General features: G+C 74.0%; 20 protein-coding genes, 1 tRNA gene and 1 pseudogene. 14 read left to right on the forward strand and 8 right to left on the reverse strand.

Features of this window, described 5'->3' with window-relative positions; genetic code table 11:
* Positions 1–521: pseudogene (locus tag AB0P03_RS07910) on the reverse strand (hypothetical protein); the annotation flags it as partial.
* A gap of 152 nt (positions 522–673) precedes the next feature.
* Between AB0P03_RS07910 and AB0P03_RS07915 the strand changes: the two are divergent.
* Entirely contained in the window at positions 674–1,531 is an 858-nt protein-coding gene (locus tag AB0P03_RS07915) for a TIGR02452 family protein (protein ID WP_363581391.1), read from the forward strand.
* A gap of 79 nt (positions 1,532–1,610) precedes the next feature.
* Here the strand turns inward: AB0P03_RS07915 and AB0P03_RS07920 are convergent, their stop codons facing one another.
* Complete coding sequence (locus AB0P03_RS07920; protein ID WP_063348325.1) at positions 1,611–1,946, reverse strand: hypothetical protein; 336 nt, start codon at positions 1,944–1,946, stop codon at positions 1,611–1,613.
* A 125-nt stretch (positions 1,947–2,071) separates the two neighbouring features.
* Here AB0P03_RS07920 and AB0P03_RS07925 point away from each other — a divergent pair, with 125 nt between their 5' ends.
* Complete coding sequence (locus tag AB0P03_RS07925) at positions 2,072–2,596, forward strand: RICIN domain-containing protein (RefSeq protein ID WP_363628086.1); 525 nt, start codon at positions 2,072–2,074, stop codon at positions 2,594–2,596.
* A 17-nt stretch (positions 2,597–2,613) separates the two neighbouring features.
* On the opposite strand, the gene AB0P03_RS07930 is transcribed toward AB0P03_RS07925, so the two are convergent.
* Positions 2,614–3,309, reverse strand: a complete 696-nt coding sequence (locus AB0P03_RS07930) for a tyrosine-protein phosphatase (RefSeq protein WP_363581389.1) — start codon at positions 3,307–3,309, stop codon at positions 2,614–2,616.
* A gap of 54 nt (positions 3,310–3,363) precedes the next feature.
* Complete coding sequence (locus AB0P03_RS07935) at positions 3,364–4,128, reverse strand: SDR family oxidoreductase (RefSeq protein ID WP_363581387.1); 765 nt, start codon at positions 4,126–4,128, stop codon at positions 3,364–3,366.
* Positions 4,129–4,291: 163 nt separating this feature from the next.
* Here AB0P03_RS07935 and AB0P03_RS07940 point away from each other — a divergent pair, with 163 nt between their 5' ends.
* Positions 4,292–5,065 carry a nucleotidyltransferase domain-containing protein gene (locus tag AB0P03_RS07940; protein ID WP_363628071.1) on the forward strand — a complete coding sequence of 258 codons (774 nt, stop codon included), beginning with the start codon at positions 4,292–4,294 and terminating at the stop codon, positions 5,063–5,065.
* A gap of 37 nt (positions 5,066–5,102) precedes the next feature.
* Positions 5,103–5,175: transfer RNA gene (locus AB0P03_RS07945), tRNA-Lys, on the forward strand.
* Positions 5,176–5,304: 129 nt separating this feature from the next.
* Here AB0P03_RS07945 and AB0P03_RS07950 read toward each other — a convergent pair.
* Positions 5,305–6,387, reverse strand: a complete 1,083-nt coding sequence (locus AB0P03_RS07950; RefSeq protein ID WP_363581383.1) for an acyl-CoA desaturase — start codon at positions 6,385–6,387, stop codon at positions 5,305–5,307.
* A gap of 465 nt (positions 6,388–6,852) precedes the next feature.
* On the opposite strand from AB0P03_RS07950, the gene AB0P03_RS07955 reads away from it, so the two are divergent.
* The 8 genes from AB0P03_RS07955 to AB0P03_RS07990 all read left to right on the forward strand — a co-directional run bounded on the left by AB0P03_RS07955 (position 6,853) and on the right by AB0P03_RS07990 (position 16,431).
* A complete protein-coding gene (locus AB0P03_RS07955; RefSeq protein ID WP_363628072.1) occupies positions 6,853–8,601 on the forward strand; it encodes an LCP family protein in 1,749 nt (582 codons plus the stop codon).
* A gap of 198 nt (positions 8,602–8,799) precedes the next feature.
* Positions 8,800–9,249 carry an SRPBCC domain-containing protein gene (locus tag AB0P03_RS07960; protein ID WP_363581379.1) on the forward strand — a complete coding sequence of 150 codons (450 nt, stop codon included), beginning with the start codon at positions 8,800–8,802 and terminating at the stop codon, positions 9,247–9,249.
* 237 nt (positions 9,250–9,486) lie between these two features.
* Positions 9,487–10,287, forward strand: a complete 801-nt coding sequence (locus AB0P03_RS07965) for a VOC family protein (RefSeq protein WP_363581377.1) — start codon at positions 9,487–9,489, stop codon at positions 10,285–10,287.
* 179 nt (positions 10,288–10,466) lie between these two features.
* A complete protein-coding gene (locus tag AB0P03_RS07970) occupies positions 10,467–11,213 on the forward strand; it encodes a beta-phosphoglucomutase family hydrolase (RefSeq protein WP_363628073.1) in 747 nt (248 codons plus the stop codon).
* A 22-nt stretch (positions 11,214–11,235) separates the two neighbouring features.
* Positions 11,236–13,641: a glycosyl hydrolase family 65 protein gene (locus tag AB0P03_RS07975; protein WP_363628074.1), complete on the forward strand. Its 2,406-nt coding sequence runs from the start codon at positions 11,236–11,238 to the stop codon at positions 13,639–13,641.
* A gap of 110 nt (positions 13,642–13,751) precedes the next feature.
* A complete protein-coding gene (locus tag AB0P03_RS07980; RefSeq protein WP_363581371.1) occupies positions 13,752–15,485 on the forward strand; it encodes a pyruvate dehydrogenase in 1,734 nt (577 codons plus the stop codon).
* 83 nt (positions 15,486–15,568) lie between these two features.
* Positions 15,569–16,201, forward strand: coding sequence for an XRE family transcriptional regulator (locus AB0P03_RS07985; RefSeq protein ID WP_363581369.1), 633 nt, complete (start codon positions 15,569–15,571; stop codon positions 16,199–16,201).
* Positions 16,202–16,233: 32 nt separating this feature from the next.
* The gene (locus tag AB0P03_RS07990) at positions 16,234–16,431 is read left to right on the forward strand and encodes a DUF6126 family protein (RefSeq protein WP_363581367.1); all 198 of its coding nucleotides are present in this window, start codon (positions 16,234–16,236) and stop codon (positions 16,429–16,431) included.
* A 22-nt stretch (positions 16,432–16,453) separates the two neighbouring features.
* Here AB0P03_RS07990 and AB0P03_RS07995 read toward each other — a convergent pair whose 3' ends face one another.
* The 3 genes from AB0P03_RS07995 to AB0P03_RS08005 all read right to left on the reverse strand — a co-directional run bounded on the left by AB0P03_RS07995 (position 16,454) and on the right by AB0P03_RS08005 (position 19,802).
* Complete coding sequence (locus tag AB0P03_RS07995) at positions 16,454–17,881, reverse strand: PLP-dependent aminotransferase family protein (RefSeq protein ID WP_363581365.1); 1,428 nt, start codon at positions 17,879–17,881, stop codon at positions 16,454–16,456.
* Positions 17,882–17,932: 51 nt separating this feature from the next.
* Positions 17,933–18,853 carry an undecaprenyl-diphosphate phosphatase gene (locus tag AB0P03_RS08000; RefSeq protein ID WP_363581363.1) on the reverse strand — a complete coding sequence of 307 codons (921 nt, stop codon included), beginning with the start codon at positions 18,851–18,853 and terminating at the stop codon, positions 17,933–17,935.
* 136 nt (positions 18,854–18,989) lie between these two features.
* Positions 18,990–19,802 (reverse strand): NRDE family protein, encoded by an 813-nt coding sequence (locus tag AB0P03_RS08005; protein ID WP_363628075.1) that lies wholly within the window; start codon positions 19,800–19,802, stop codon positions 18,990–18,992.
* A gap of 242 nt (positions 19,803–20,044) precedes the next feature.
* Here AB0P03_RS08005 and AB0P03_RS08010 point away from each other — a divergent pair, with 242 nt between their 5' ends.
* Entirely contained in the window at positions 20,045–20,530 is a 486-nt protein-coding gene (locus AB0P03_RS08010) for a carboxymuconolactone decarboxylase family protein (RefSeq protein ID WP_363581359.1), read from the forward strand.
* A gap of 29 nt (positions 20,531–20,559) precedes the next feature.
* Positions 20,560–21,375 carry an isocitrate lyase/phosphoenolpyruvate mutase family protein gene (locus tag AB0P03_RS08015; protein ID WP_363628087.1) on the forward strand — a complete coding sequence of 272 codons (816 nt, stop codon included), beginning with the start codon at positions 20,560–20,562 and terminating at the stop codon, positions 21,373–21,375.
* The last annotated feature ends 41 nt before the right edge of the window (positions 21,376–21,416 follow it).

A 21,416-nucleotide genomic window follows, 5' to 3' on the forward strand; every position in this document is an offset into this window, starting at 1 on the left:
CCCGTTCCGGTGGCTTCAACCGTGACCGTGACGACCGCGGTGGCCGTTCCTTCGGTGACCGCGACGACCGCGGCGCCCGCTCGGGCGGTTTCAACCGTGACCGTGACGACCGTGGTGGCCGTTCCTTCGGTGACCGTCCGGCCCGCACCGGTGGTGGCTTCGACCGCGACCGTTCCGGTGGCTTCAACCGTGACCGCGACGACCGCGGCGGCCGTTCCTTCGGCGACCGCCCGGCCCGCACCTTCGGTGACCGCCCGTCCTTCGGCCGGGACCGCGACGAGCGCGCCGGCAGCAACAACCGTCCGTTCGCGCGTCGTGACGACCACCGCTCCGGCGGCCGTCCGCAGGCCTCCGGTGGTGGCTTCGGCCGTGACCGTGACGACCGTGGCGGCGCCCGCTCGGGTGGCTTCGACCGCGACCGTTCCGGTGGCTTCAACCGCGACGACCGCAAGCCGCGCTGGAAGAACTGACGCCGTACGGCCGGTGGTTGACCACCGGTAGCTGAACACCTGAACACACACGACGGGCCCGCTCCATGCACTGGAGCGGGCCCGTCGCGTTCCCCCGATGCCCCCGGTACCTCCCCCGGTACCCCTCGCGCCCCCGAGGCGTTGTTCTGCAGCTGAGAATAACCTGTGGCGCGGCCCGGCGGAAGTCCCGTAGCGTCCCGGACATGAGCAGCAGACTGCACGACGTGGCCCGGGTGAACGAGGAGATCGCCGAGCGGGGGAGCTACCGGGCGGCCGGTGGCGAACTCGTCACGGTGGGGGAGCAGTTGGCGGCTGCCAGGGCCGGCACGGTGTCGTACGCGCCGCCGGCGCTGGACGCGCTGCTGAGGGGCGGGGCCCCGGGGCCCGGGCCGGGTGGGCCCGTCGGGGCGGTGGAGGTGACGGCCGAAGGCAGCATCGAGGCCGCCCGGCGCCTGGTCGAGGGCGGGGCGGGCCCGGTCGGGGTGCTCAACTTCGCCTCCGCGCGCAACCCAGGCGGCGGCTACCTGCGCGGCGCCCGCGCCCAGGAGGAGGACCTGTGCCGCAGCGCGCTGCTCTACACCTGCCTGCTGGAGGCGCCGGACTACTACGAGGCGCACCGCGCCTCCACCGACCTCCGGTACAGCCACCGGGTGATCGTCTCGCCCGACGTACCGGTGATCCGCGGCCGGGGCGGGGACCTGCTGGCGCGGCCGTACCCGGTCACCTTCCTGACCTCGCCCGCGCCCAACGCGGGCCAGCTGGAACGGCGCTCGGCCGACGTGGACGTCCGGGGCGTGCTCGCCGAGCGGGCCGTCCGGGTGCTCGCGGCGGCGGCCCGGCACGAGGTCCGCACGCTGGTGCTCGGGGCCTGGGGCTGCGGGGTGTTCCGCAACGACCCGGCCCAGGTCGCCGAGGCCTTCGAGGGCGCGCTCTCCCGGTACGGGGCGGCCTTCGAACAGGTGGTGTTCGCGGTCTGGGACCGCTCACCGGTCTCGGCGAACCGGGCCGCGTTCGAGGCGCGGTTCGGCGGGGCGGCGCAGCCCGGCGCGGCGGTGCGCTGAGGCCGCCGCCGGGTGTCGCCGCCGGGTGTCGCTGCCGAGGCCGGTGAGCGGGCCGGCGCGCGGCTCGCGCCGGGTGCTGCTACCGCTTGCGGGCGGCCAGCGCCGTCGCGGCCGTAGAGGCCGCCGCGACCACACCGGTGACGGCGAAGACCGACGGCCAGGCGCCGATCTTCTTCGCCAGCGGATGCGAACCGCCGAACGCCGCCACGTACAGACCGGTCAGCGCCGCCGCGGTGGCCGCGCCCGAGCTGCGGTGCCACTGCGCGGCCGCCCCGGCACCGGCCACCGCCAGCACGGCGCCGCCCAGTTCGCGCCGGCCGCTCCAGCGGGCGACGCCGTAACCGCCCACCAGGCCGCTCGCCGCGGTCAGCGCGGCGGGCGCGGCGGCCGAGAGCACGTTGGGGACCTTCGCCATCGTCGACTCCACTCGTAGAGGTTGTCCTGACTTCCTGTTCCGGCTTCCGACCATAGCCCGCCCGCCCCGCGCGCCGGTCCGGGCCTCCAGCCTCCAGCAGGCCGCCGTCTTCCCTGCCGTCTTCCCTGCCGTCCGCTCCGCCGTCCGCTCCGCCGTCCTCGACTCCGAGGCCTGTCGGCCCCCGGTGGCAGACTGCGAGCGTGACTGACACCGCGATCACCGACGGCCGCTACCGGATCCGCAACGTCGACAGCGGCCTGCTGCTCGAAGTCGCCGACGGCAGCCGGCGCAGCGGCGCCCGCGTCCGCCAGGGCGCGGACGACGGTTCCGACGCCCAGCTCTGGCAGCTCACCGCCGTCCACCCGGGCGGCGCCCTCTGCCACCTGGAGAACGCCGCCAGCGGCAAGCGCCTCGACGTCACCGGCGCCTCCACCGACGACGGCGTCCCCATCCAGCAGTGGTCCGCCAACGCCTTCGGCGCCCAGGAATGGCTCCTCGAAGCCCACGTGGACGCCCCCGGCACCTACACCATCACCAGCTTCATCAGCGGCAAGCCCCTCACCGCCGCCGCACCCCCCGACCCCACCGTCCACCAGTGGGAGGACACCGACTCGCCCGCCCAGTGGTGGCGCTTCGAACGCCAGGAGTAGGTGCGTCCCCGGGCCGGTCAGGCCGACAGGTTGGCGCGCAGGGCGGTCAGTTCCTCGTCGGTGACGCCGTGGGCGCGGAGGTAGGCGGGGACGGAGGAGTGCTGGGTGTGGATCCAGCCCAGGGCGGAGGCGAGGAGTTCGGCGGTGACGGGGCGGGAGACGCGTTCGGTGCCGGTCTCGTCGACGTAGGGGGTGGGGCCCCGGTCGAGGCCGAGGCCGACGTTGGAGAGCAGGAAGTCGGCGGTAACGTCGGCCTCCGAGGCGCCGAGCAGGGACTGCAGGACGGCGATGGTCAGGCCGGTGCGGTCCTTGCCGACGGCGCAGTGCACGAGGGCGGGCAGCGCGCCGGGGGCGGCGAGGCGGCGGACGACGGCGGCGAGGGACGGGCCGGCGGTCCGGGCCATGAAGGGGTAGAGCGCCGCCTGGTCCTCGGGCCAGGGCTGGTCGATGTCCTCACGGTTGGCGGGCAGGGTCGGGAGGTTGAGGGCCTCGTGGTCGAGGCCGTGCCGCAGGTCGGGCCAGACCTCCAGCTCGACCGGACTGCGCAGGTCGAGGACGGTGCGCAGGCCGAGGGCCTTGAGGCGCCGGGCGCCCTCTTCGGTGAGGGTGTGGAAGGAGCCGGAGCGGTAGAGCACGCCCCGCCGCAGGGCGCCGATCCCGCCCGCGTCACGGAAGTTGCGCACACCGGGGATGTCGATGAAGGCATCGGTCATGGCCCCACGGTACGGGCGGGGGCGGGCCGGCGGAAGGAAACCGGAGGGAACCTTTCAGCGCCCGCCGGAGACGTCCAGGAAGGCGTTGGTGGTGTACGAGGCGGCGGGGGAGAGCAGGAAGAGGATCGCCTCGGCGACCTCCTCCGCCCGTCCGCCGCGCCGCATCGGCAGCCCGGGGGCGACCCGGTCGACCCGGCCGGGCTCGCCGCCGAGGGCGTGGATGTCGGTGTGGATCAGGCCGGGGCGGACGGCGTTGACCCGGATCCCCTCGGCGGCGACCTCCAGGGCGAGGCCGCGGGTCATCGAGTCGACGGCGCCCTTGGCGGCCGCGTAGTCGACGTACTCGTTGGGCGAGCCGAGCCGCGAGGCGGCCGAGGACACGTTGACGATGGCACCGCCGCGGCCGCCGTGCCGGGTGGACATCCGGCGCACGGCCTGGGCCGCGCACAGGAACGGGCCGGTGATGTTGGCGGCCCAGATCCGGTTCAGCCGGTCCTCGTCGATGTCCTCCAGCCGGCACTGCTTCTCCAGCGTGCCGGCGTTGTTCACCAGGCCGGTGAGCAGCCCGAGTTCGGCGTCCACGGTGGTGAACAGCCGCTCCACCTCGGCGGTGCGGGTGACGTCGGCCCGGACGGCGAGCGCGGTGCCGCCCTCGGCCCGGACGGCGTCCACCACGGCGGTGGCCGAGGCCTCGTCCGTGCGGTAGTTGACGCAGACCCGGTAGCCGCGCCGGGCGGCGAGCAGGGCGGTGGCGGCGCCGATGCCGCGGCCGGCGCCGGTGACGATCAGGACGCCGTCGTCGGAGGTGGTGGTCGACATGCTCGGTACGCTACCCGGCGGACCGGCCGGGGCGGGCCCCGGAGCGGAAATCGTTCGCCCGGCGCGGCCCGGACCGGCGAGGATGCGGTAGCGGCGCCGCCACCGCAGCCCTGCCGGCTGCCAGGTCGAGAGGCGTCGAGAGAGTCGAGAGAGGAGACCGGCGATGTCCGACGAACCCGCACCCGTACCCGCACCCGCACCCGTCGTCCCCGGCACCGTCCTGCTCGCCGGGGTGGTCGGCTCCACCGCGTACGGCTTCGCCCACGCCGGCTCCGACGTCGACCGGCTCGGCCTGTACGCCGCCCCCACCGAGGAACTGCACGGCCTGCACCGCCCGGCCGAGTCGCACGTCACCACCGGGCCCGACGTCACCCTGCACGAGGCCGCCAAGTGGTGCCGCCTGGCGCTGTCCTGCAATCCGACCGCCTCCGAGCTCGTCTGGCTGCCGGACGACCTGTACGAGATCCGCACTCCGCTCGGTGCCGAACTGGTCGAGATCCGCTCGAGCTTCCTCAGTGAATCGGGCGTCCGGAAGGCCTATCTCGGTTACGCAGAGCAGCAGTTCCGCAAACTGCTGACCCGCGACACGACCGACCCGGCCACCCGCCGCCGGGCCGCCAAGCACGCCCGGCACCTGGTCCGGCTGGTCGAACAGGCCGTCCGGCTGCACGAGACCGGCCACAACCTGGTCCGCCTCGCCGACCCCGGACACGTCCGCGACCTCGGCGAACGCATCGCCGACCGCCCCGCCGTCGCCGAATCCCTGCTCGCCGACGCCGCCGACCGCCTCGCCCGCCCCGGCGTCCTCCCCGCCGCCCCCGACCCGCGCCCCGCCGAATCCTGGCTCCGCCGCGTCCGTGCCGCCCACTACGCTCCGCCCCCCGCCCCCGGCGCGCCCGCGCAATCCACTGGCGGAGCCCTGCGCCCCACCGGGTAGGATCACGGTGGCCCTCCCCAACCGGGACGAGGGCCGCGGGCCACTAGCTCAATTGGCAGAGCTGCGGACTTTTAATCCGTAGGTTCAGGGTTCGAGCCCCTGGTGGCCCACCGAACTGAGGCCAGGTCAGACACCCTCTGACCTGGCCTTTTGCATGTCCGCCGCCGGTGAACGCACTGCGGCACCCCGGCTGGTCGAGTAGCCGGGGTGCCGCGGTGCGGTGTGGGTCGTGGGGCGGATCAGGCCGCGGCGCGGATCGGGGCGCCGGTCTGGTGGAGGTGGGTGAGGATCTCGCGGTACGAGCGGAAGAGGCCGGTCTCGTAGTAGGTGATCTCCTTCTCGGCGCAGAAGTCGCGGGTGAGGACGGCGGCGCGGCGCAGGGCCGGGGTGGGCATGCTGGGGAAGAGGTGGTGCTCGACCTGGTAGTTGAGGCCGCCCATCAGGGCGTCGATGAAGTAGCCGCCGCGGACGTTGCGGGAGGTGAGGACCTGGCGGCGGAGGAAGTCGAGCCGCATGCCGGGCGTCACCATCAGCATGCCCTTGTGGTTGGGGGCGAAGACGCAGCCCAAGTAGACGCCGAGCAGGGCCTGGTGGACGGCGAGGAAGGCGAAGGCCTTGCCGACCGGGAGGGCGGCGAAGACCAGCCCGAGGTAGGCGGCGAAGTGGGCGACCAGCAGGAAGCCCTCCAGGTAGGGGCGCTTCATGATCGGGCTGCGCAGCGCGCGGAAGCTGTTGTAGCTGAGGTTGAGGCCTTCGAGCAGGAGCAGCGGGAAGAAGAGGAACGCCTGGCGGCGGCCGATGAAGCGGGCGATTCCGCTGGCCCTCCTGGCCTGGTCCTGGGACCAGACGACGAGGTCGGGGGAGACGTCCGGGTCCCGCTCCTCGTGGTTGGGGTTGGCGTGGTGGCGGGTGTGCTTGTTCATCCACCAGCCGTAGCTCATGCCCATCAGGAGGTTGGCGACGATGCGGCCGCCGATCTCGCCGGCGCGGCGCCCGGTGAACACCTGACGGTGCGCCAGGTCATGTGCCATTAATCCCAGTTGGGCGAAGACGATGGACATGGCGGCGGCCAGTCCGAGCTGGAGCCAGGTGTCGCCGAGGGCGAACATGGCCCACCAGCCGCCGAGGAACGCGGCGAGGACGAGGCCCGCGCGGACGGTGTAGTAGACCGGGCGTCGGTCGAGCAGGCCCTCGGCGGTGATCCGGCGGCTCAGTTGGGCGAAGTCGCTCCCGCCGGTTCCGGGCGGGGCGGTGTCCGGTGGTCCGGCGGGCGGCTGCGGCCGGGTTTTCGCGGTCGGCGTCCCCGCGGTGTCGGTGGTCATGGTGCTGAGTCTGGTCTAGCGAACGGGCCTTGAGAAACGGGGGCATCCCCCTGGGGTGGGGTGAGGAAAACCCCCGGACCGTCCTGGGTGGCTGCGGACGTGCGGCGCGTGGTGCCTGATGGTGCCGCAGGGGCGGGGAGAGGTGGCGTAGGTCACGTCGTAATCGGCTGGTTTCGGGCGTTCTGTGGCGAGCTTGCGCCGTGGTGGCCGGGGTTGGTGGTGGACCGGAGGTCGGTGATCGCGTCGGGCCTAAATATGATCGGAAGCCACGTTCATCGGTTTGTACCGATGTTCGTATGTGCAACCTGGGAACGGTCCCGACCGTCTCCCTGTGTGCGGTGCGCCAGATCGTCCGGGGCGTCGCTTCCGTCGGTGAAAGGTACGCGCATGTCAGGTCAGTGGGGCGAGGGCCCGGCTCGGGGCGAGAACGCACCCGGCGCGCTCACGACGGGGAGCGATGGGTCCGTGCCTCCGCCGCGTACCGGGGGCCGGGCGGAGGCCCGGCGCGCCGCCCAGGGCAAGGGCGGTGGCCGCGGTGGCAAGGACGGCGGCAAGGACGCGGGCAAGGACGGCGGTCGGGGCGCGGGCAAGGACGGCGGCAGGCCGGAGGCGGCGGCCGGCGGCGGCCGGGCGGCGGCGCGCAACAGCCGCAAGCCCAAGAAGAACGTGAAGAAGATCGTCGCCTGGTCGGCGGCCGGCGTGCTGGTGCTGATCGCGGGCGCCGGCGGGGCGATCTACTTCAAGCTGAACGCCAACATCAAGTCCTTCGACGGCGACGCGATAGCAACCGACCGCCCGCCGGAGGCGCAGGCCGACGCGGACGGCAACAAGCCGGTCAACGTGCTGCTGATCGGCTCGGACAGCCGCGGCAGCAACAACTCCGACCTCGGCGGCGGTAGCGCGGACGGCGGCGCCCGCTCGGACACCACGATCCTGCTGCACGTCTACGCCGACCACAAGCACGCCGTGGGCATCTCGATCCCGCGCAACGCGAAGGTCCCGATCCCGCCCTGCAAACTGCCCAACGGCAAGTGGACCAAGGGGTCGTCCAGCGACCTGTTCAACGCGGCCTTCTCGGTCGGCGGCAGCGACGGCGGCAACCCGGCCTGCGCCCAGAACACGGTGGAGAAGCTCACCGGGATCCGGGTCGACCACACCATCGTGGTCGACTTCAACGGCTTCTCCGCGATGACCAAGGCCGTGAACGGCGTCGACGTCTGCCTGCCGAAGGCCATCTACGAGGGCGACGTCAACCCCAACCTGCACAGGAAGGGCGACCTCGTCCTGCCGCAGGGCAAGCAGACCGTGCAGGGCCAGCAGGCGCTGGACTACGTGCGGCTGCGGCACGGCATCGGCGACGGCTCCGACATCGGCCGGATGAAGCGCCAGCAGGCCTTCCTCAGCTCGCTCGCGAGCAAGGTCAAGAAGGACGGGCTGAGCCCCACCAACCTGCTGCCGCTGGCCGACGCCGCGACCAAGTCGCTGGTGGTCGACCCGGGGCTGGCCTCCGCGGACAAGCTGCTCTCCTTCGGGCTGTCGCTCAAGAACATCGACATGCACGACCTCAAGTTCGTGACGGCGCCCTGGCGTTACCGCACCCAGGACAAGGACCTCGACCTGGTCCAGCCGGACGCCAACAAGCTCTGGGAGACCCTCAAGGCCGACCAGACCATCGACGGGCAGAACGCCACCGGCCAGCAGCCGGACGCCGCCGCCAGCCCGAGCGCACCGGCCGCGCCGCAGTCGGCCGCGCCCAGCGCGCCCGCCGCGCCGGTCGCGGACGCCGGCAACTCGTCGATCAAGGTGGCGGTCTACAACGGGACGACCGAGAACGGCCTGGCCGGCAAGGCGACCGCGCAGCTGAAGGCCGCCAAGTTCGCCGCCACCACGGCGGGCCAGGCGGCGAGCACCAAGTACAAGACCACCATGATCGAGTACGGCTCCGGGCAGAAGGCGAACGCCGACAAGGTCGCCGCGCTGTTCCCGGGCGCCAGCGTCGAGGCCGGCAACTCGGCGGGCGTGACCCTGATCGTCGGCAAGGACTTCTCCGCGGCCAACGGCGGCGGGCCCACCGGCCCGGCCACCGGGACGGGCGGCGCGGCCGCGAACGGCACCCCGGCGCCCCCGGCGCCGCTGCCCACCACCGTCACCAACGACGCCCGCTCGGCGGACGACGACATCTGCGCGAACACCTCCTACGGCAGCGGCGGCTGACCGCACCCGAGCCGTGGGGGCGACCCCCGGGCCGGCGCCGTCCAGGGCGCGCGGGCCCGGGGGTCGTGCCATGGTGGCCGGAGAAACCGGGGGGCGCCCGGCACGGGCGACCTGAGGGACGGGGGCCCGACGCACCGGACCCGGGCACACCGGACCCGGCCCACGGACGAGGGGGGCGCGCACCGAAAGGCGGACCCCATGCCCGAGATCGCCCTCCAGTTCGACATCGCCGCACCCCGGGCCGTCGTCCTCGCCGCGCTCAACACGCACGGCGGGCTGACCAGCTGGTGGACCACCGGCGTGGACCGGGAGGGCGACGTCCTGCTGTTCGACTTCCCCGGCGTCCCCGAGCCGTTCCGGCTGCGCCGCGAGCGGGCCGACCTGGACCGGGTGGTGTGGGCCAACGCCGGGGCCTTCCCGCCGCACTGGGCCGGCACCTGGATCAGCTGGGACCTCGCCGACCAGCCCGACGAGCCCGGCCGCACCCGGTTGCTGTTCCGGCACGGCGGCTGGCAGCCGGGCAGCGAGGACGGCGTCCCGCTGGTCGCCGGCACCTGGGCCGAACTGCTGGTCCGGCTCAAGGACTACGTGCAGAGCGGCAAGGTGCAGCCGTACTTCGTCACGGCCCAGCGGCACGACGCCGCGTGAACGGCCCCCGCGACGGCATGAGCGCCACGACGCCGCGTGAACGGCCCGCCGGCGGCTGAACGGGCCCCGGGCCCGTCCGATCGCCCGCCAGGGCGCCGTCCGGTGGCGGGATCGCGGCGCCGGGCCGATGGTGGGCGGTGTACCCGCCGTTCGCGCCGACGGCCGGCACCGGCAGCCCGGCACCGGGCGGCCGGGACCCGCCCGCCCCGACGACCACTGCCTTCGGGAGGCCCAGCAATGCCCGTAGTCACCGCTCCGTACAAGCCCGGCACCCCGTGCTGGATCGACCTGATGGCGAGCGACCAGCAGGCCGCGCTCGACTTCTACCGCGACCTGTTCGGCTGGCAGGGCGAGGTCGGCCCGGCCGAGTTCGGCGGCTACGCCGTGTGCATGCTCAACGACCGACCGGTCGCCGGGATCATGGCGCGGTCCGCGCCCGAGGGCCAGCCGCTGCCGCCCGTCGCCTGGACCACCTACCTGGCCTCGGACGACGCCGACGTGAGCGGGGCTGCCATCGCCGAGCACGGCGGCACGATCCTCTACCCGGCGATGGACGTCGGCGTGATCGGCCGGATGCTGGTCGCCGCCGACCCGACCGGCGCGGTGTTCGGCGTCTGGCAGGCGATGGACTTCATCGGCGCGGGCGTGGTCAACGAGCCCGGCGCACTGGTCTGGAACGAGCTCAACACCGCCGACACCGAAGCGGCCGGCCGCTTCTACCTCCCGGCGCTCGGGCTGCGCCCGGCGACCATCCAGGGCATGGAGGGGTACTTCTCGCTCAACGCCGGCGACCGTACGGTGGGCGGCATGCAGCCGATCCCCGGGTACCTGGGGGCGGGCACGCCCTCGCACTGGATGGCCTACTTCTCGGTGGACGACACCGACTCCACCGTGGACGCCCTGGTCAAGGCGGGCGGCTCGGTGATCCAGCCGCCGTTCGACATGCAGTCCGGCCGGATGGCGGTCGTCCAGGACCCGCAGGGCGCGGTGTTCGCGGTGGCGGAGGCCGCCGAGGCGCAGATGCCCGACTCGCCGTAACAGCGCCGGGCACCCCTCGCCGTGACAGCGCCGGGCACCCACGAGCCCACCTGGCCACCCACAAACCCACCTGGCCACCCACGAGCACCCGGGCACCCGGGCAACCGGAAGCCGCCCTTCCCGCGACGCGCCGCCGGGAAATGGGCGGCTTCCCCGCGTTCCCGGGTAAGACTGCACCCATGCTGGGGCTACCGGACGACATCCGCGCTTTCCTCTTCGACCTCGACGGGGTCCTCACCCAGACCGCCAAGGTGCACGCCGCGGCCTGGAAGGACACCTTCGACTCCTTCCTGCGCGCCGAAGCCGCCCGCACCGGCGGGCAGTTCGTCCCCTTCGGCGCCGTCACCGACTACGACACCTACGTGGACGGCCGTCCGAGACTGGACGGCACCCGGGCGTTCCTGCGCAGCCGGGGCGTCGACCTGCCCGAGGGCACCGACGCCGATCCGCCCAACACCCGTACCGTGCACGGGATCAGCCGGGCCAAGAACGACACCGTCCTGCGGTTGATCCGCGAGCAGGGCGTCCAGCCGTACGACGGCTCGGTCGCGTACGTGCACCGGTTGCGCGCGCTCGGGCTGCCCAGCGCCGTGGTGTCCTCCAGCGCCAACTGCCGGGACGTGCTGCGGGCGGCGGGCATCGAGGGGCTGTTCGACGTGATCGTGGACGGCGTCGTCGCCCAGCGCGAGGGCCTGCCCGGCAAACCCGCCCCCGACACCTACCTGTACGCCGCCCGCACGCTGGGCGTCGAGCCCGCGCACGCCGCCGTCTTCGAGGACGCGCTCGCCGGGGTGGCCTCCGGCCGTGCGGGCGGCTTCGGGGCCGTGGTCGGGGTCAACCGCACCGGGCAGGCCGCCGAACTGCGCCGGGACGGCGCGACCGTGGTCGTCGACGACCTCGCCGAACTGCTGGAGGAGCGGGCATGAGTGAGCGGAGTGAGGCAGTCGCATGAGTGGCTTGGACAACTTCTCCGTCGACCCCTGGCTGATCGCCGAGCAGGGCCTGGACCTGACCGCGATGGCCCGCGCCGAGTCGCTGTTCGCGCTCTCCAACGGCCACATCGGCCTGCGCGCCAACCTGGACGAGGGCGAGCCGCACGGCCTCCCCGGCACCTACCTGAACGGTGTCTTCGAGCTCCGCCCGCTGCCGTACGGCGAGGGCGGCTACGGCTACCCGGAGTCCAGCCAGAGCGTCATCAACGTGACCAACGGCAAGATCATCCGGCTGCTGGTCGACGACGAGCCCTTCGACCTGCGCTACGGCGAACTCGTCCGCCACAAGCGCTGGTTGGACTTCCGGGAGGGGATACTGCACCGCGAGGCCGAGTGGACCTCCCCGGCCGGCCGGACCATCCGGGTGCGCTCCTCCCGGCTGGTCTCGCTCACCCAGCGCGCGATCGCCGCGGTCGACTACAGCGTCGAGGCGGTGGACGGACCGGTGCGGATCGTGCTCCAGTCCGAGCTGGTCGCCAACGAGCAGCTGCCCGGCGGCCCCGAGGGCGATCCTCGGGCCTCCGCCGTCCTGGAGGCGCCGCTGCAGCCCGAGGTGCACCACGCGAGCGACACCAAGGCCGTCCTGGTGCACCGCACCCGCTACAGCGCGATCCGGGTCGCCGCCGGGATGGACCACGTGATCGAGGGCCCGGAGGAGCTCGAAACCGTCGCCGAGGCCGAGGCCGACCACTGCCGGATCAGCGTCACCACCGTGCTCCGGCCCGGACAGCGGCTGCGGCTGGTCAAGTTGATGGCCTACGGCTGGTCGGGGACGCGCTCGCAGCCCGCCGTCCGGGACCAGGTGGAGGCCGCGCTGACCGCCGCCCGGTACACCGGCTGGGACGGTCTGGCCGCCGAACAGGCCGCCTACCTCAAGGAGTTCTGGGAGACCAGTGACGTCGAGATCGAAGGCGACGTCGAACTCCAGCAGGCCGTCCGGTTCGCCGTCTTCCACGTCCTCCAGGCCGGCGCCCGCAGCGAGGAACGGGCCATCCCCGCCAAGGGGTTGACTGGCCCCGGCTACGACGGGCACAGCTTCTGGGACACCGAGACCTTCGTCCTCCCGGTGCTCACCTACTGCCTGCCCGGGGCCGTCAACCAGGCCCTGCGCTGGCGGCACACCACGCTGCCGCTGGCCCGCGAACGGGCCGCCCAACTCGGCCTGGCCGGAGCGGTGTTCCCCTGGCGGACCATCCGCGGCGAGGAGTGCTCCGGGTACTGGCCGGCCGGTACCGCCGCCTTCCACATCGGCGCCGACATCGCCGCCGCCGTCGCCCGCTACGTCCGGGCCACCGGGGACGCCGAGTTCGAGCGCGCGTACGGGCTCGAACTGCTGGTGGAGACCGCCCGGATGTGGCGCTCGCTCGGCCACCACGACGTCTCGGGGAAGTTCCGCATCGAAGGCGTCACCGGCCCGGACGAGTACAGCGCCGTCGCCGACAACAACGTGTTCACCAACCTGATGGCGCAGACGAACCTGCGCGCCGCCGCCGAGGCCGCCGCCCGCCACCCGCACGAGGCCGCCGAACTCGGCGTCGACACCGAGGAGACCGCCGCCTGGCGGGACGCCGCGGCCGCGATGTACATCCCGTACGACGAGGACCTCGGCGTGCACCCGCAGGCCGACGGCTTCACCCACCACCAGGTCTGGGACTTCGAGCACACCCCGCCCGAGAAGTACCCGCTGCTGCTGCACTACCCGTACTTCGACCTGTACCGCAAGCAGGTGGTCAAGCAGGCCGACCTGGTGCTCGCCATGCAGGTCCGCGGCGACGCGTTCACCGACGAGCAGAAGGTCCGCAACTTCGCCTACTACGAGCGGCTCACCGTCCGCGACTCCTCGCTCTCCGCGTGCACCCAGGCGGTGATCGCCGCCGAGGTCGGCCAGCTCGACCTCGCGTACGACTACACGGCCGAGGCGGCGCTGATGGACCTGCACGACCTCGGCGGCAACACCCGCGACGGCCTGCACATGGCCTCGCTCGCGGGTGCCTGCATCGCCTTGGTGGCGGGCTTCGGGGGGCTGCGCGACCACAGCGAGTCGCTGTCCTTCCGGCCCCGGCTGCCGGGCGGGCTGATGAGGCTCGGGTTCTCGCTGATGGTCCGCGGGCAGTTGCTGGGCGTCCAGATCACCCACGAGGGGACGACGTACGCGCTGCGCCGCGGCGAGGTGCTGCACCTGTGGCACGACGGCGAGCCGGTGCAGGTGAAGGCCGGGGAGCCGGTCACCCTGCCGACCACCGCGCCGCCGGCCCAGGAGCGGTGCGGCCAGCCGCCCGGCCGCGAGCCCGCCCGGCGGCAGGCGCAGGCGGGCCTGGTCAGCGGCAAGCTCGGGCAGCAGGACCACTTGGCGGCGGAGTAGCCGCGCCGACCGGTCACCTGTTCGGGCCCGCTCCGGGTGCGGGGCGGGCCCGGCCGTCGGAGGGTGCAGGTGTCCTGCGGCAGCCGGCGGCCGGTGATTGGAGAGCACCCGTGGCGAGCGTGGCCGAACAGATGGTGGAGGTGCTCCGGCAGGCCGGGGTCGAGCGGGTCTACGGCGTGGTCGGAGACAGCCTCAACCCGGTCGTGGACGCGATCCGGCGGACCGACGGCATCAGCTGGGTGCACGTGCGCAACGAGGAGGCGGGCGCCTTCGCGGCGGCCGCCGAGGCCGAGCTCAGCGGTCGGCTCGCGGTCTGCGCAGGCTCCTGCGGGCCCGGCAACACCCACCTCGTCCAGGGCCTGTACGACGCCCAGCGCAGCGGCCTGCCGGTGCTGGCGCTCGCCTCGCACATCCCGTCCGGGCAGATCGGCACCGGCTTCTTCCAGGAGACCCACCCCGAGCGGGTGTTCACCGACTGCAGCACCTGGTGCGAGATGCTCTCCACCCCCGCGCAGCTGCCCCGGCTGATGCGGATCGCCATCCAGCACGCGCTCGGCTCGCACGGCGTCTCGGTGCTGGCCTTCCCCGGGGACGTCGCCGCGCTCCCCGCCGCCGGACCCACCGGGACCAGCCACTTCCTCACCGAGCAGGCCGTCGCCGCGCCGCCGTGGTCCCAGGTGCAGGAGCTGGCCCGGCTGCTCAACGCGGCCCGCAAGGTCGCCCTGTTCTGCGGCGCGGGGGTGCGCGGGGCGCACGGCGAGGTGATGGAGGCGGCCCGGGCCCTGAACGCGCCGGTCGGGCACTCCCTGCGCGGCAAGGAGTGGATCCAGTACGACAATCCGTACGACGTCGGCATGAGCGGCCTGCTCGGCTACGGCGCCTGCCACGAGGCGCTGCACTCCGCCGACCTGGTGCTGCTGCTCGGCACCGACTTCCCGTACGACTCCTTCCTGCCGCAGGCGCACACCGTCCAGGTCGACCACGACGCCACCCGGCTGGGCCGCCGCACCGCGCTCGAACTGGCCGTCCACGGCGATGTCGCCGCCACCCTGCGGGCCGTCCTGCCGCTGTTGGACGCCAAGCGCGACCGCGCCTTCCTCGACGAGATGCTGCGCAAGCACTGCCGCTCGCTGGAGGACGTGGTCGGCGCCTACACCCGGGACATCGAGAAGCACCTGCCGATCCACCCCGAGTACGTCGCCTCGGTGCTCGACGAGGTGGCCGCCGACGACGCGGTGTTCACTGTGGACACCGGCATGAACAACGTCTGGGCCGCCCGCTACCTCCAGCCGAACGGCCGCCGCCGGGTGATCGGCTCCTTCCTGCACGGCTCGATGGCCAACGCCCTGCCGCACGCCATCGGCGCCCAACTGGCCTGCCCCGGGCGCCAGGTGATCGCGATGGCCGGCGACGGCGGGATCGGCATGCTGCTCGGCGAACTGCTGACGGTGGCCAAGCACCGGCTGCCGGTGAAGACCGTCGTCTTCAACAACGGGGCGCTCGGCATGATCAAGCTGGAGATGCTGGTCTCGGGCTACCCGGAGTACGAGATCGACAACGGGGACGTCGACTACGCGGGGATCGCGCGGGCGACGGGCATCCCGGCCAAGCGGGTCACCGAGCCGGCGAGGGTCCGGGAGGTGCTGGCGGAGGCGCTGGAACGGCCCGGCCCCGCCCTGGTGGACGTGGTCACCGACCCCAACGCGCTGTCCATCCCGCCGTACATCACGGCCGCCCAGCTGAAGGGCTTCGCGCTGGCGGCCGGGCGGACGGTGCTCTCCGGCGGGGTCGGACGCATGATCGACCTGGCCCGCAGCAACCTGCGCAACATCCCGCGGCCCTAGCCGAGAACGGGGATCCGATCCGGGCCTCTTGCCTCTGAGGCAAAAATCTTGCCCGAGCGGCACGGCGGGTGTCCACTGGTCACATGACCACCAGCCCGACCGGGGACGCCGCCCCGGGAGACCGGCTCGACGACCAGGAAGTGGCCGGCCTCGCCGCCCGCCTCCGGGAACACCGGCTCAGCAGCCGCCTGACCCTCGAAGTGGCCTCCGCCCGGGTCGGGCTCTCCCCAGCCTATCTGTCCCGGCTGGAGACCGGCCGCCGCCAGCCCTCCCTCCCCGTCCTGCTCGGCCTCGCCCGCGCCTACGGCACCTCCGTCTCCGGCCTGCTCGGCGAGACCATGGCCGAACCCGACCCGGTCGTGCGCGGCGGCGCCATCGAACCCGGCCGCGCCGGGGGCTGGGGCTACCGCCGGGCCGGCGCCCCCGGCCGGGCGATGCAGGCGCTGCGCGTCCACGTGCCCCCGGGCGTGCAGGACACGGTGGTCCGGGTCCACCCCGGCGAGGAGTGGCTGTACGTCCTGCAGGGCCGGCTCAAGCTGACCCTCGGCGACCGCGTCCACCGCCTCGACGTCGGCGACTCCGCCCACTTCGACTCGCTCACCCCGCACTGCATCGCCGCCGACGCACCGGACGGCGTCGAACTGCTCTTCGTCCACACCCTGCTGCAGAGCCCCGGCGGCGAACTCTGCCTCGGCGGCCCCGCGGCAACCCACTGACCCAACGTCAGAACCCTTGGAGGAGATCCCTCATGGCCGATCCCACCAGCCCCGAGAAGGCCGCCGCGGCCACCGCCCCGGCCGCTCCGACCCCCGCCCCGCTGACCGTCGACGCCGGCATCTCGGCCAACCGCCGGGTCGGGATCCGCCTGGTGATCTACACCGCCGGCATCCACGCCTTCGCCGGCTTCATCATGCTGCTGTTCGAACTGGGCAACCGCAACAAGTAGTTCACCGGGGTGGTCGCGGCCCTCACCGCTCGCGCAGCAGTTCGCAGAGGGCGTCCAGCGCGGCCGGGAAGGCGTGCTCGGGCGGGGACGCGTAGCCGATCACCAGAGCGGGAGCGGCGTCCGGGGCGGCGGCCGACCGGTCGGCGAGGTGCCAGGACAGCCCTTCGAGGGCCAGGCCGGCGGCCTCGGCCCGGGCCAGCAGCTCAGCCTCGGACGCGGAACCGGGCGGCAGTTGGAGAACGGCGTGCAGCCCGGCGGCGATCCCGGTGACCCGCACGCGCGGGGCGTGCTCGGCGAGCGCGGCGACCAGCCGGTCCCGCCGGCGCCGGTAGTGCAGCCGGCAGCGGCGGACGTGCCGGTCGTACGTCCCGGAGGTGATCAGCTCGGCGAGGGTCAGCTGGTCGAGCACCGGGGACATCGTGTCGGCCAGCGTCTTCAACCGGGCCACCGGCTCGACCAGCGCGTCGGGCAGGGCCAGCCAGGCCAGCCGCAGGCCCGGCGCGAGGCTCTTGGCGGCCGTCCCGGCGTACACCACCCGCTCCGGGTCGAGCGCCTGCATCGCGCCGACCGGCTGCCGGTCGTAGCGGAACTCGCCGTCGTAGTCGTCCTCGACGACGTACCCGTCCCGCTCGCGCGCCCAGCGCACCGCGGCGGCCCGCCGGTCGGCGGCCAGCGGCGCACCGGTGGGGAACTGGTGCGCGGGGGTGAGCAGGACGGCCCCGCACCGGCCGTCCAGCCGCTCGACCCGGGCGCCCGCCCCGTCCAGCGGCACCGGGACGGTGGCCAGCCCCGCCGCCCGGGCGACGGCGTGCTGCGGCGGCAGCCCGTACTCCTCGACCGCGAGGGCGCGGTCCCCGCGCTCCCGCAGGGCGGCGCAGAGCAGGCCCAGGCCCTGGGAGACACCGGTGCAGATCAGCAGGTGGTCGGGGTCGGTGCGGACGCCGCGGACCCGCGCCAGGTAGTCGGTGAGCGCCCGTCGCAGCTCGATCCGGCCGAACGGGCTGCCGTAGCCGAAGGCCTCGTGCGGCGCGGTGGCGAGGGCCCGGCGGGCGGCGGCGAGCCAGGCGGTGCGGGGGAAGAGCGAGAGGTCGGGCCGCCCGGCCATCAGGTCGTGCCGGACGGCCCGCCGCCCCGCCGCGGGCCGGGCCACCCGCCGGCTCCGGCCGGGCGCGGCCCGCCGGGCGACGGTGGTGCCGGAGCCCTGCCGGGAGGTGAGCCAGCCCTCCGCGGTGAGCTGCCCGTACGCCTCGACCACGGTGTTCCGGGCGATCCCGAGGTCCTCGCCGAGGGCCCGCGAGGACGGCAGCCGGGTGCCGGGCACGAGCCGCCCGTCCTGGACGGCCTCGCGCAGCGCGTCCTCCAGAGCGGCCCGCAGCCCGGCCCCGGCGGCGCGCCGCTCGGTGAGGTCCAGGTGCAAGTCGCCGCCGAAGGAGGTCCAGGAGCTGCTCACGGGCCCGATTATCGCGCGGCCCGGCATCCTCGACCGCGAGTCGGTGGCGGATCAGACCGACAGGTAGACCGCGCTGCCGACGCCGGCGAGGAAGCAGTAGAGCGCGAACGGCGTCAGGCTGCGGGTCTCGAAGTACTTGGTGAGGAAGCGCACCGAGACGTAGCCGGCGACGAAGGCGGCGATGCTGCCGGCGACGACCGGGCCGAGGACGGCGGAGTTCTCCGGCTTGAACAGCTCCGGCACCTTCAGCACGGAGGCGGCCAGGATGACCGGGGTCGCGAGCAGGAAGGAGAAGCGGGCGGCGTCCTCGTGGTGCAGGCCGCGCAGGATGCCGGCGCTCATGGTGACACCGGAGCGGCTGATACCGGGGAAGAGCGCGAGGATCTGGGCGGCGCCGATCCAGGCGCCCTGGACGAAGCCGAGCCGGGCGAGGCGGTGGTCGGAGGCGATCGCCGGGTCGAGGCCCGGTTCCTCGGTGGGCGGGGCGGCGTGCCCGGCCCGCCGGCGGCCGGTGCCGCCGCGCTTGAGCCGTTCGGCACCGAGCAGCACCAGCCCGTTGAGGGCCAGGAAGACGGCGGCCGGGACGGGCTTGCCGAGCGCGTTGCGCAGCGCCTTCTCCAGGGCGAGGCCCGCCACCCCGACCGGGATGGTGGAGATGATCAGCAGCCAGGCGAGCTTCTCGTCCCGGCTCTCGACCCGGCGGCGGCGGATCGAGCTGAAGAAGCCGCCGATCACCCGGACCCAGTCCTTGCGGAAGAACACCACCAGCGCGAACGCGGTGGCCAGGTGCAGGCCGACCAGGACGGCGAGGTAGGAGGAGCCCTCGGCGGTCATGTCGAGGTCCCGCTGGATCTTCCCGCCGATCAGGGCGGGGAGCAGGATGCTGTGGCCCAGGCTGGAGACCGGGAAGAGTTCCGTCACACCCTGCAGCAGGCCGACGCCTATCGCTTCCGGGTAGGTCAGGGTGGACATCGCGCACCTTCGCTCGGGGGTCTGGATCCGGGGGAGCCCCGCGAAGCTACTACGGGCATGTAGACGCCCGGCAGCCCCGCCGCCAGAAGTTCATCGAGCGGACGTCTGGGCGCCACCGCCGCCGGTCAGCCGCCGGTCAGTCGCCGGACCGCGCCGCCGACCCGCCTCCGCCGAGCGGCACCCGCCGCCACGCCCCGCCGCCGGCGGGCACCGGCGCGGGGGCGAAGTCGTAGCGCGGCCCGTCCGGCCCGAGCGCGAGCAGCGAGATCGAGGAGGACCCCCAGATCCGCCCGTCGCCGAAGTCCCGCCGCTGGATCAGCGCCGCGTCGTCGTCCAGCGGCAGGCCGTCGCCCGCGACGATCGGCAGCCAGTCGCCCCAGGCCCGTTCGGCGGACCCGTCGCCGGTCGGCTCCGGCCGGGGCGCGGCGGCGAGGCGGGCCCGGAAGCGGTCGGCGCGGGCGGCCATCAGCGTGCGGATCCGCTCGGAGGCGGTCCGGTTGGCGGCCGCGCCCTCCAGCCCGTCGTTGAGCACCACGCTGAGGCCGACCGGCAGTTCGCGCTCCTCCAGCCGGCCGCCGCCCCAGCTGGCGACCCGGGCGCCGTCGGGCCGGACCAGGACGAGGTGGAACGGGTCGTACGGGGTGAGGTCGAGGTGGCCGATCCCGCCGTCCCGGACGGCGGTGAGCGGCAGTTCGCCACGGGAGAGCCGGGTGTCGGCGGGGGCGAGCGGCCCGAAGCCGTTCAGTAGGCAGGCGGCGGTCCGCCGCCCGGGGTCGACGGCCAGCCAGGTGCCGCCGGCGGCGAGGTCGAGTCCGCCGACCAGGGCCGGCCGGTCCGGCCAGTGGTGGTCCGGCGGCAGCCAGTCGCGCCCGAGGTACTCGTCCCGGACGGAGAGGAGCAGCACCGGCACAGCCGCCCCCGGTTCGATGCTGACGAACGCCGTACACACGATCGCGGCCCCCTGACCTCGCCCGGCGGGGGCACGCGTGGTGGCGCCCCCGCGGTCGATCCTCGCACTCCCGTTCGCGCGCCGGGAGTGCGCGTCCGCGCCCGGAGGTTCCCCCGGGCCCTCCCTTTTCGGCCGCCGCCGTGCCACACTCGCCCCACGGCCGGGCGCACGCGAAGTGGCCCAGGATTCTGTGGTTCGAATGCACCAGGAAACGGGTCCACCAGGTCCCTAGGCTGGCGGTCATGACGACGAACGAGCACCAGCCGACCGAAGCGCCCGTCCCGGCCCCCGCCCAGCGCCTCGCGCTGCACAGCCTGGCCCCCGACTTCTACCAGGCCATGATCGCGGTGGACCGCGCTGCCCGGAAGGGCATCGACCACACGCTCGCCGAGCTGGTCAAGGTGCACGCCTCGATGATCAACGGCTGCGCCTTCTGCATCGACATGCACAGCACCGACGCCCTGAAGGGCGGCGAGCAGGACCACCGGCTGCTCTCCCTCCCGGCCTGGCGCGAGACCCCCTGGTTCACCGCCCGGGAGCGGGCCGCGCTGGCCCTCACCGAGTCGGTCACCCTGCTGACCCAGGGACACGTCCCGGACGCGGTCTACGCCGAGGCCGCCGCCCGGTTCGACGAGACCGAGCTGGCCCAGCTGATCGCGCTGATCGTCACCATCAACGCCTGGAACCGGATCGGGGTGGCCTCCCGGCTCAGCCCGGCCGCCAAGTGAGGCCCGGGAACATGGCGGACATGACGGATATGGCGGACATGGTGGACGTCCAGCAGGAGAAGGCCCGGCTGCTCCGGGAGCTGCACCGGCCGGGCGAGCCGCTGGTGCTCGCCAACGTGTGGGACGCGGCGAGCGCCCGTCTGGTCGCCGCCGCCGGAGCGCGGGCGGTGGCGACGGCCAGTGCGAGCGTCTCCTGGTCGCTCGGCAGCCGGGACGGCGGCGGCGCCGACCTCGAACAGGTCCTCGTACGGACGGCGCAGGTGGTCCGCGCGGTGGACCTGCCGGTCACCGCCGACCTGGAGAGCGGCTTCGCGCGGACCGCCGCCGGCGTCGGCGAGTCCGTCGCCGCGCTGCTGGCCACCGGCGCGGTCGGCGTCAACCTGGAGGACGAGGGCCGGCCGGCGGCCGAGGCCGCCGAGCGGATCGCGGCGGCCCGGGCGGCGGCGGACGCGGCGGGCGTGCCCGCCTTCGTCAACGCGCGCACCGACGTGTTCCTGCACGGGATCGGCGCGCCGGAGGGCCGGCTGGACGACGCGGTGCGCCGGCTGCGGGCCTACGTCGAGGCGGGCGCGGACGGCGTGTTCGTGCCCGGTGTCGCGGACCGGGAGACGATCGCCGCGCTGGCCGCGGCCGTCCCGGTGCCGCTGAACGTGCTGGCGGGGCCGGGCGCGCCGTCCGTCCCGGAGCTGGCGAAGCTGGGCGTGGCCCGGGTCAGCCTCGGCCCCGGGCTGGCCGAGGTGGCGTACGCGGCGGTGCGCCGGGCCGCCGCGGAGGTGTACGCGAGCGGCACCTACACCGCGCTGGAGGGCGGACTGACCTACCAGGAGCTGAACGGCCTCTTCTGAGCGGGCTTCTCGCGGTCCGTCCAGCGCTGAGCGGGCCCGGC

The sequence above is a fragment of the Kitasatospora sp. NPDC088779 genome (assembly GCF_040685395.1).
In the GTDB taxonomy this organism is placed as follows: Bacteria; Actinomycetota; Actinomycetes; order Streptomycetales; family Streptomycetaceae; genus Kitasatospora.

Bases quoted from the DNA above. Each gene is read 5' to 3' on its own strand.
- AB0P03_RS07970 (WP_363628073.1), top strand. From the start codon at position 10,467: ATGCTGGGGCTACCGGACGACATCCGCGCTTTCCTCTTCGACCTCGAC.
- AB0P03_RS07985 (WP_363581369.1), top strand. From the start codon at position 15,569: ATGACCACCAGCCCGACCGGGGACGCCGCCCCGGGAGACCGGCTCGAC.
- AB0P03_RS07940 (WP_363628071.1), top strand. From the start codon at position 4,292: ATGTCCGACGAACCCGCACCCGTACCCGCACCCGCACCCGTCGTCCCC.
- AB0P03_RS08010 (WP_363581359.1), top strand. From the start codon at position 20,045: ATGACGACGAACGAGCACCAGCCGACCGAAGCGCCCGTCCCGGCCCCC.
- AB0P03_RS07915 (WP_363581391.1), top strand. From the start codon at position 674: ATGAGCAGCAGACTGCACGACGTGGCCCGGGTGAACGAGGAGATCGCC.
- AB0P03_RS07930 (WP_363581389.1), bottom strand. From the start codon at position 3,309: ATGACCGATGCCTTCATCGACATCCCCGGTGTGCGCAACTTCCGTGAC.
- AB0P03_RS08015 (WP_363628087.1), top strand. From the start codon at position 20,560: ATGGCGGACATGGTGGACGTCCAGCAGGAGAAGGCCCGGCTGCTCCGG.
- AB0P03_RS07990 (WP_363581367.1), top strand. From the start codon at position 16,234: ATGGCCGATCCCACCAGCCCCGAGAAGGCCGCCGCGGCCACCGCCCCG.
- AB0P03_RS07950 (WP_363581383.1), bottom strand. From the start codon at position 6,387: ATGACCACCGACACCGCGGGGACGCCGACCGCGAAAACCCGGCCGCAG.
- AB0P03_RS07920 (WP_063348325.1), bottom strand. From the start codon at position 1,946: ATGGCGAAGGTCCCCAACGTGCTCTCGGCCGCCGCGCCCGCCGCGCTG.
- AB0P03_RS07965 (WP_363581377.1), top strand. From the start codon at position 9,487: ATGCCCGTAGTCACCGCTCCGTACAAGCCCGGCACCCCGTGCTGGATC.
- AB0P03_RS07935 (WP_363581387.1), bottom strand. From the start codon at position 4,128: ATGTCGACCACCACCTCCGACGACGGCGTCCTGATCGTCACCGGCGCC.
- AB0P03_RS08000 (WP_363581363.1), bottom strand. From the start codon at position 18,853: ATGTCCACCCTGACCTACCCGGAAGCGATAGGCGTCGGCCTGCTGCAG.
- AB0P03_RS07960 (WP_363581379.1), top strand. From the start codon at position 8,800: ATGCCCGAGATCGCCCTCCAGTTCGACATCGCCGCACCCCGGGCCGTC.
- AB0P03_RS07975 (WP_363628074.1), top strand. From the start codon at position 11,236: ATGAGTGGCTTGGACAACTTCTCCGTCGACCCCTGGCTGATCGCCGAG.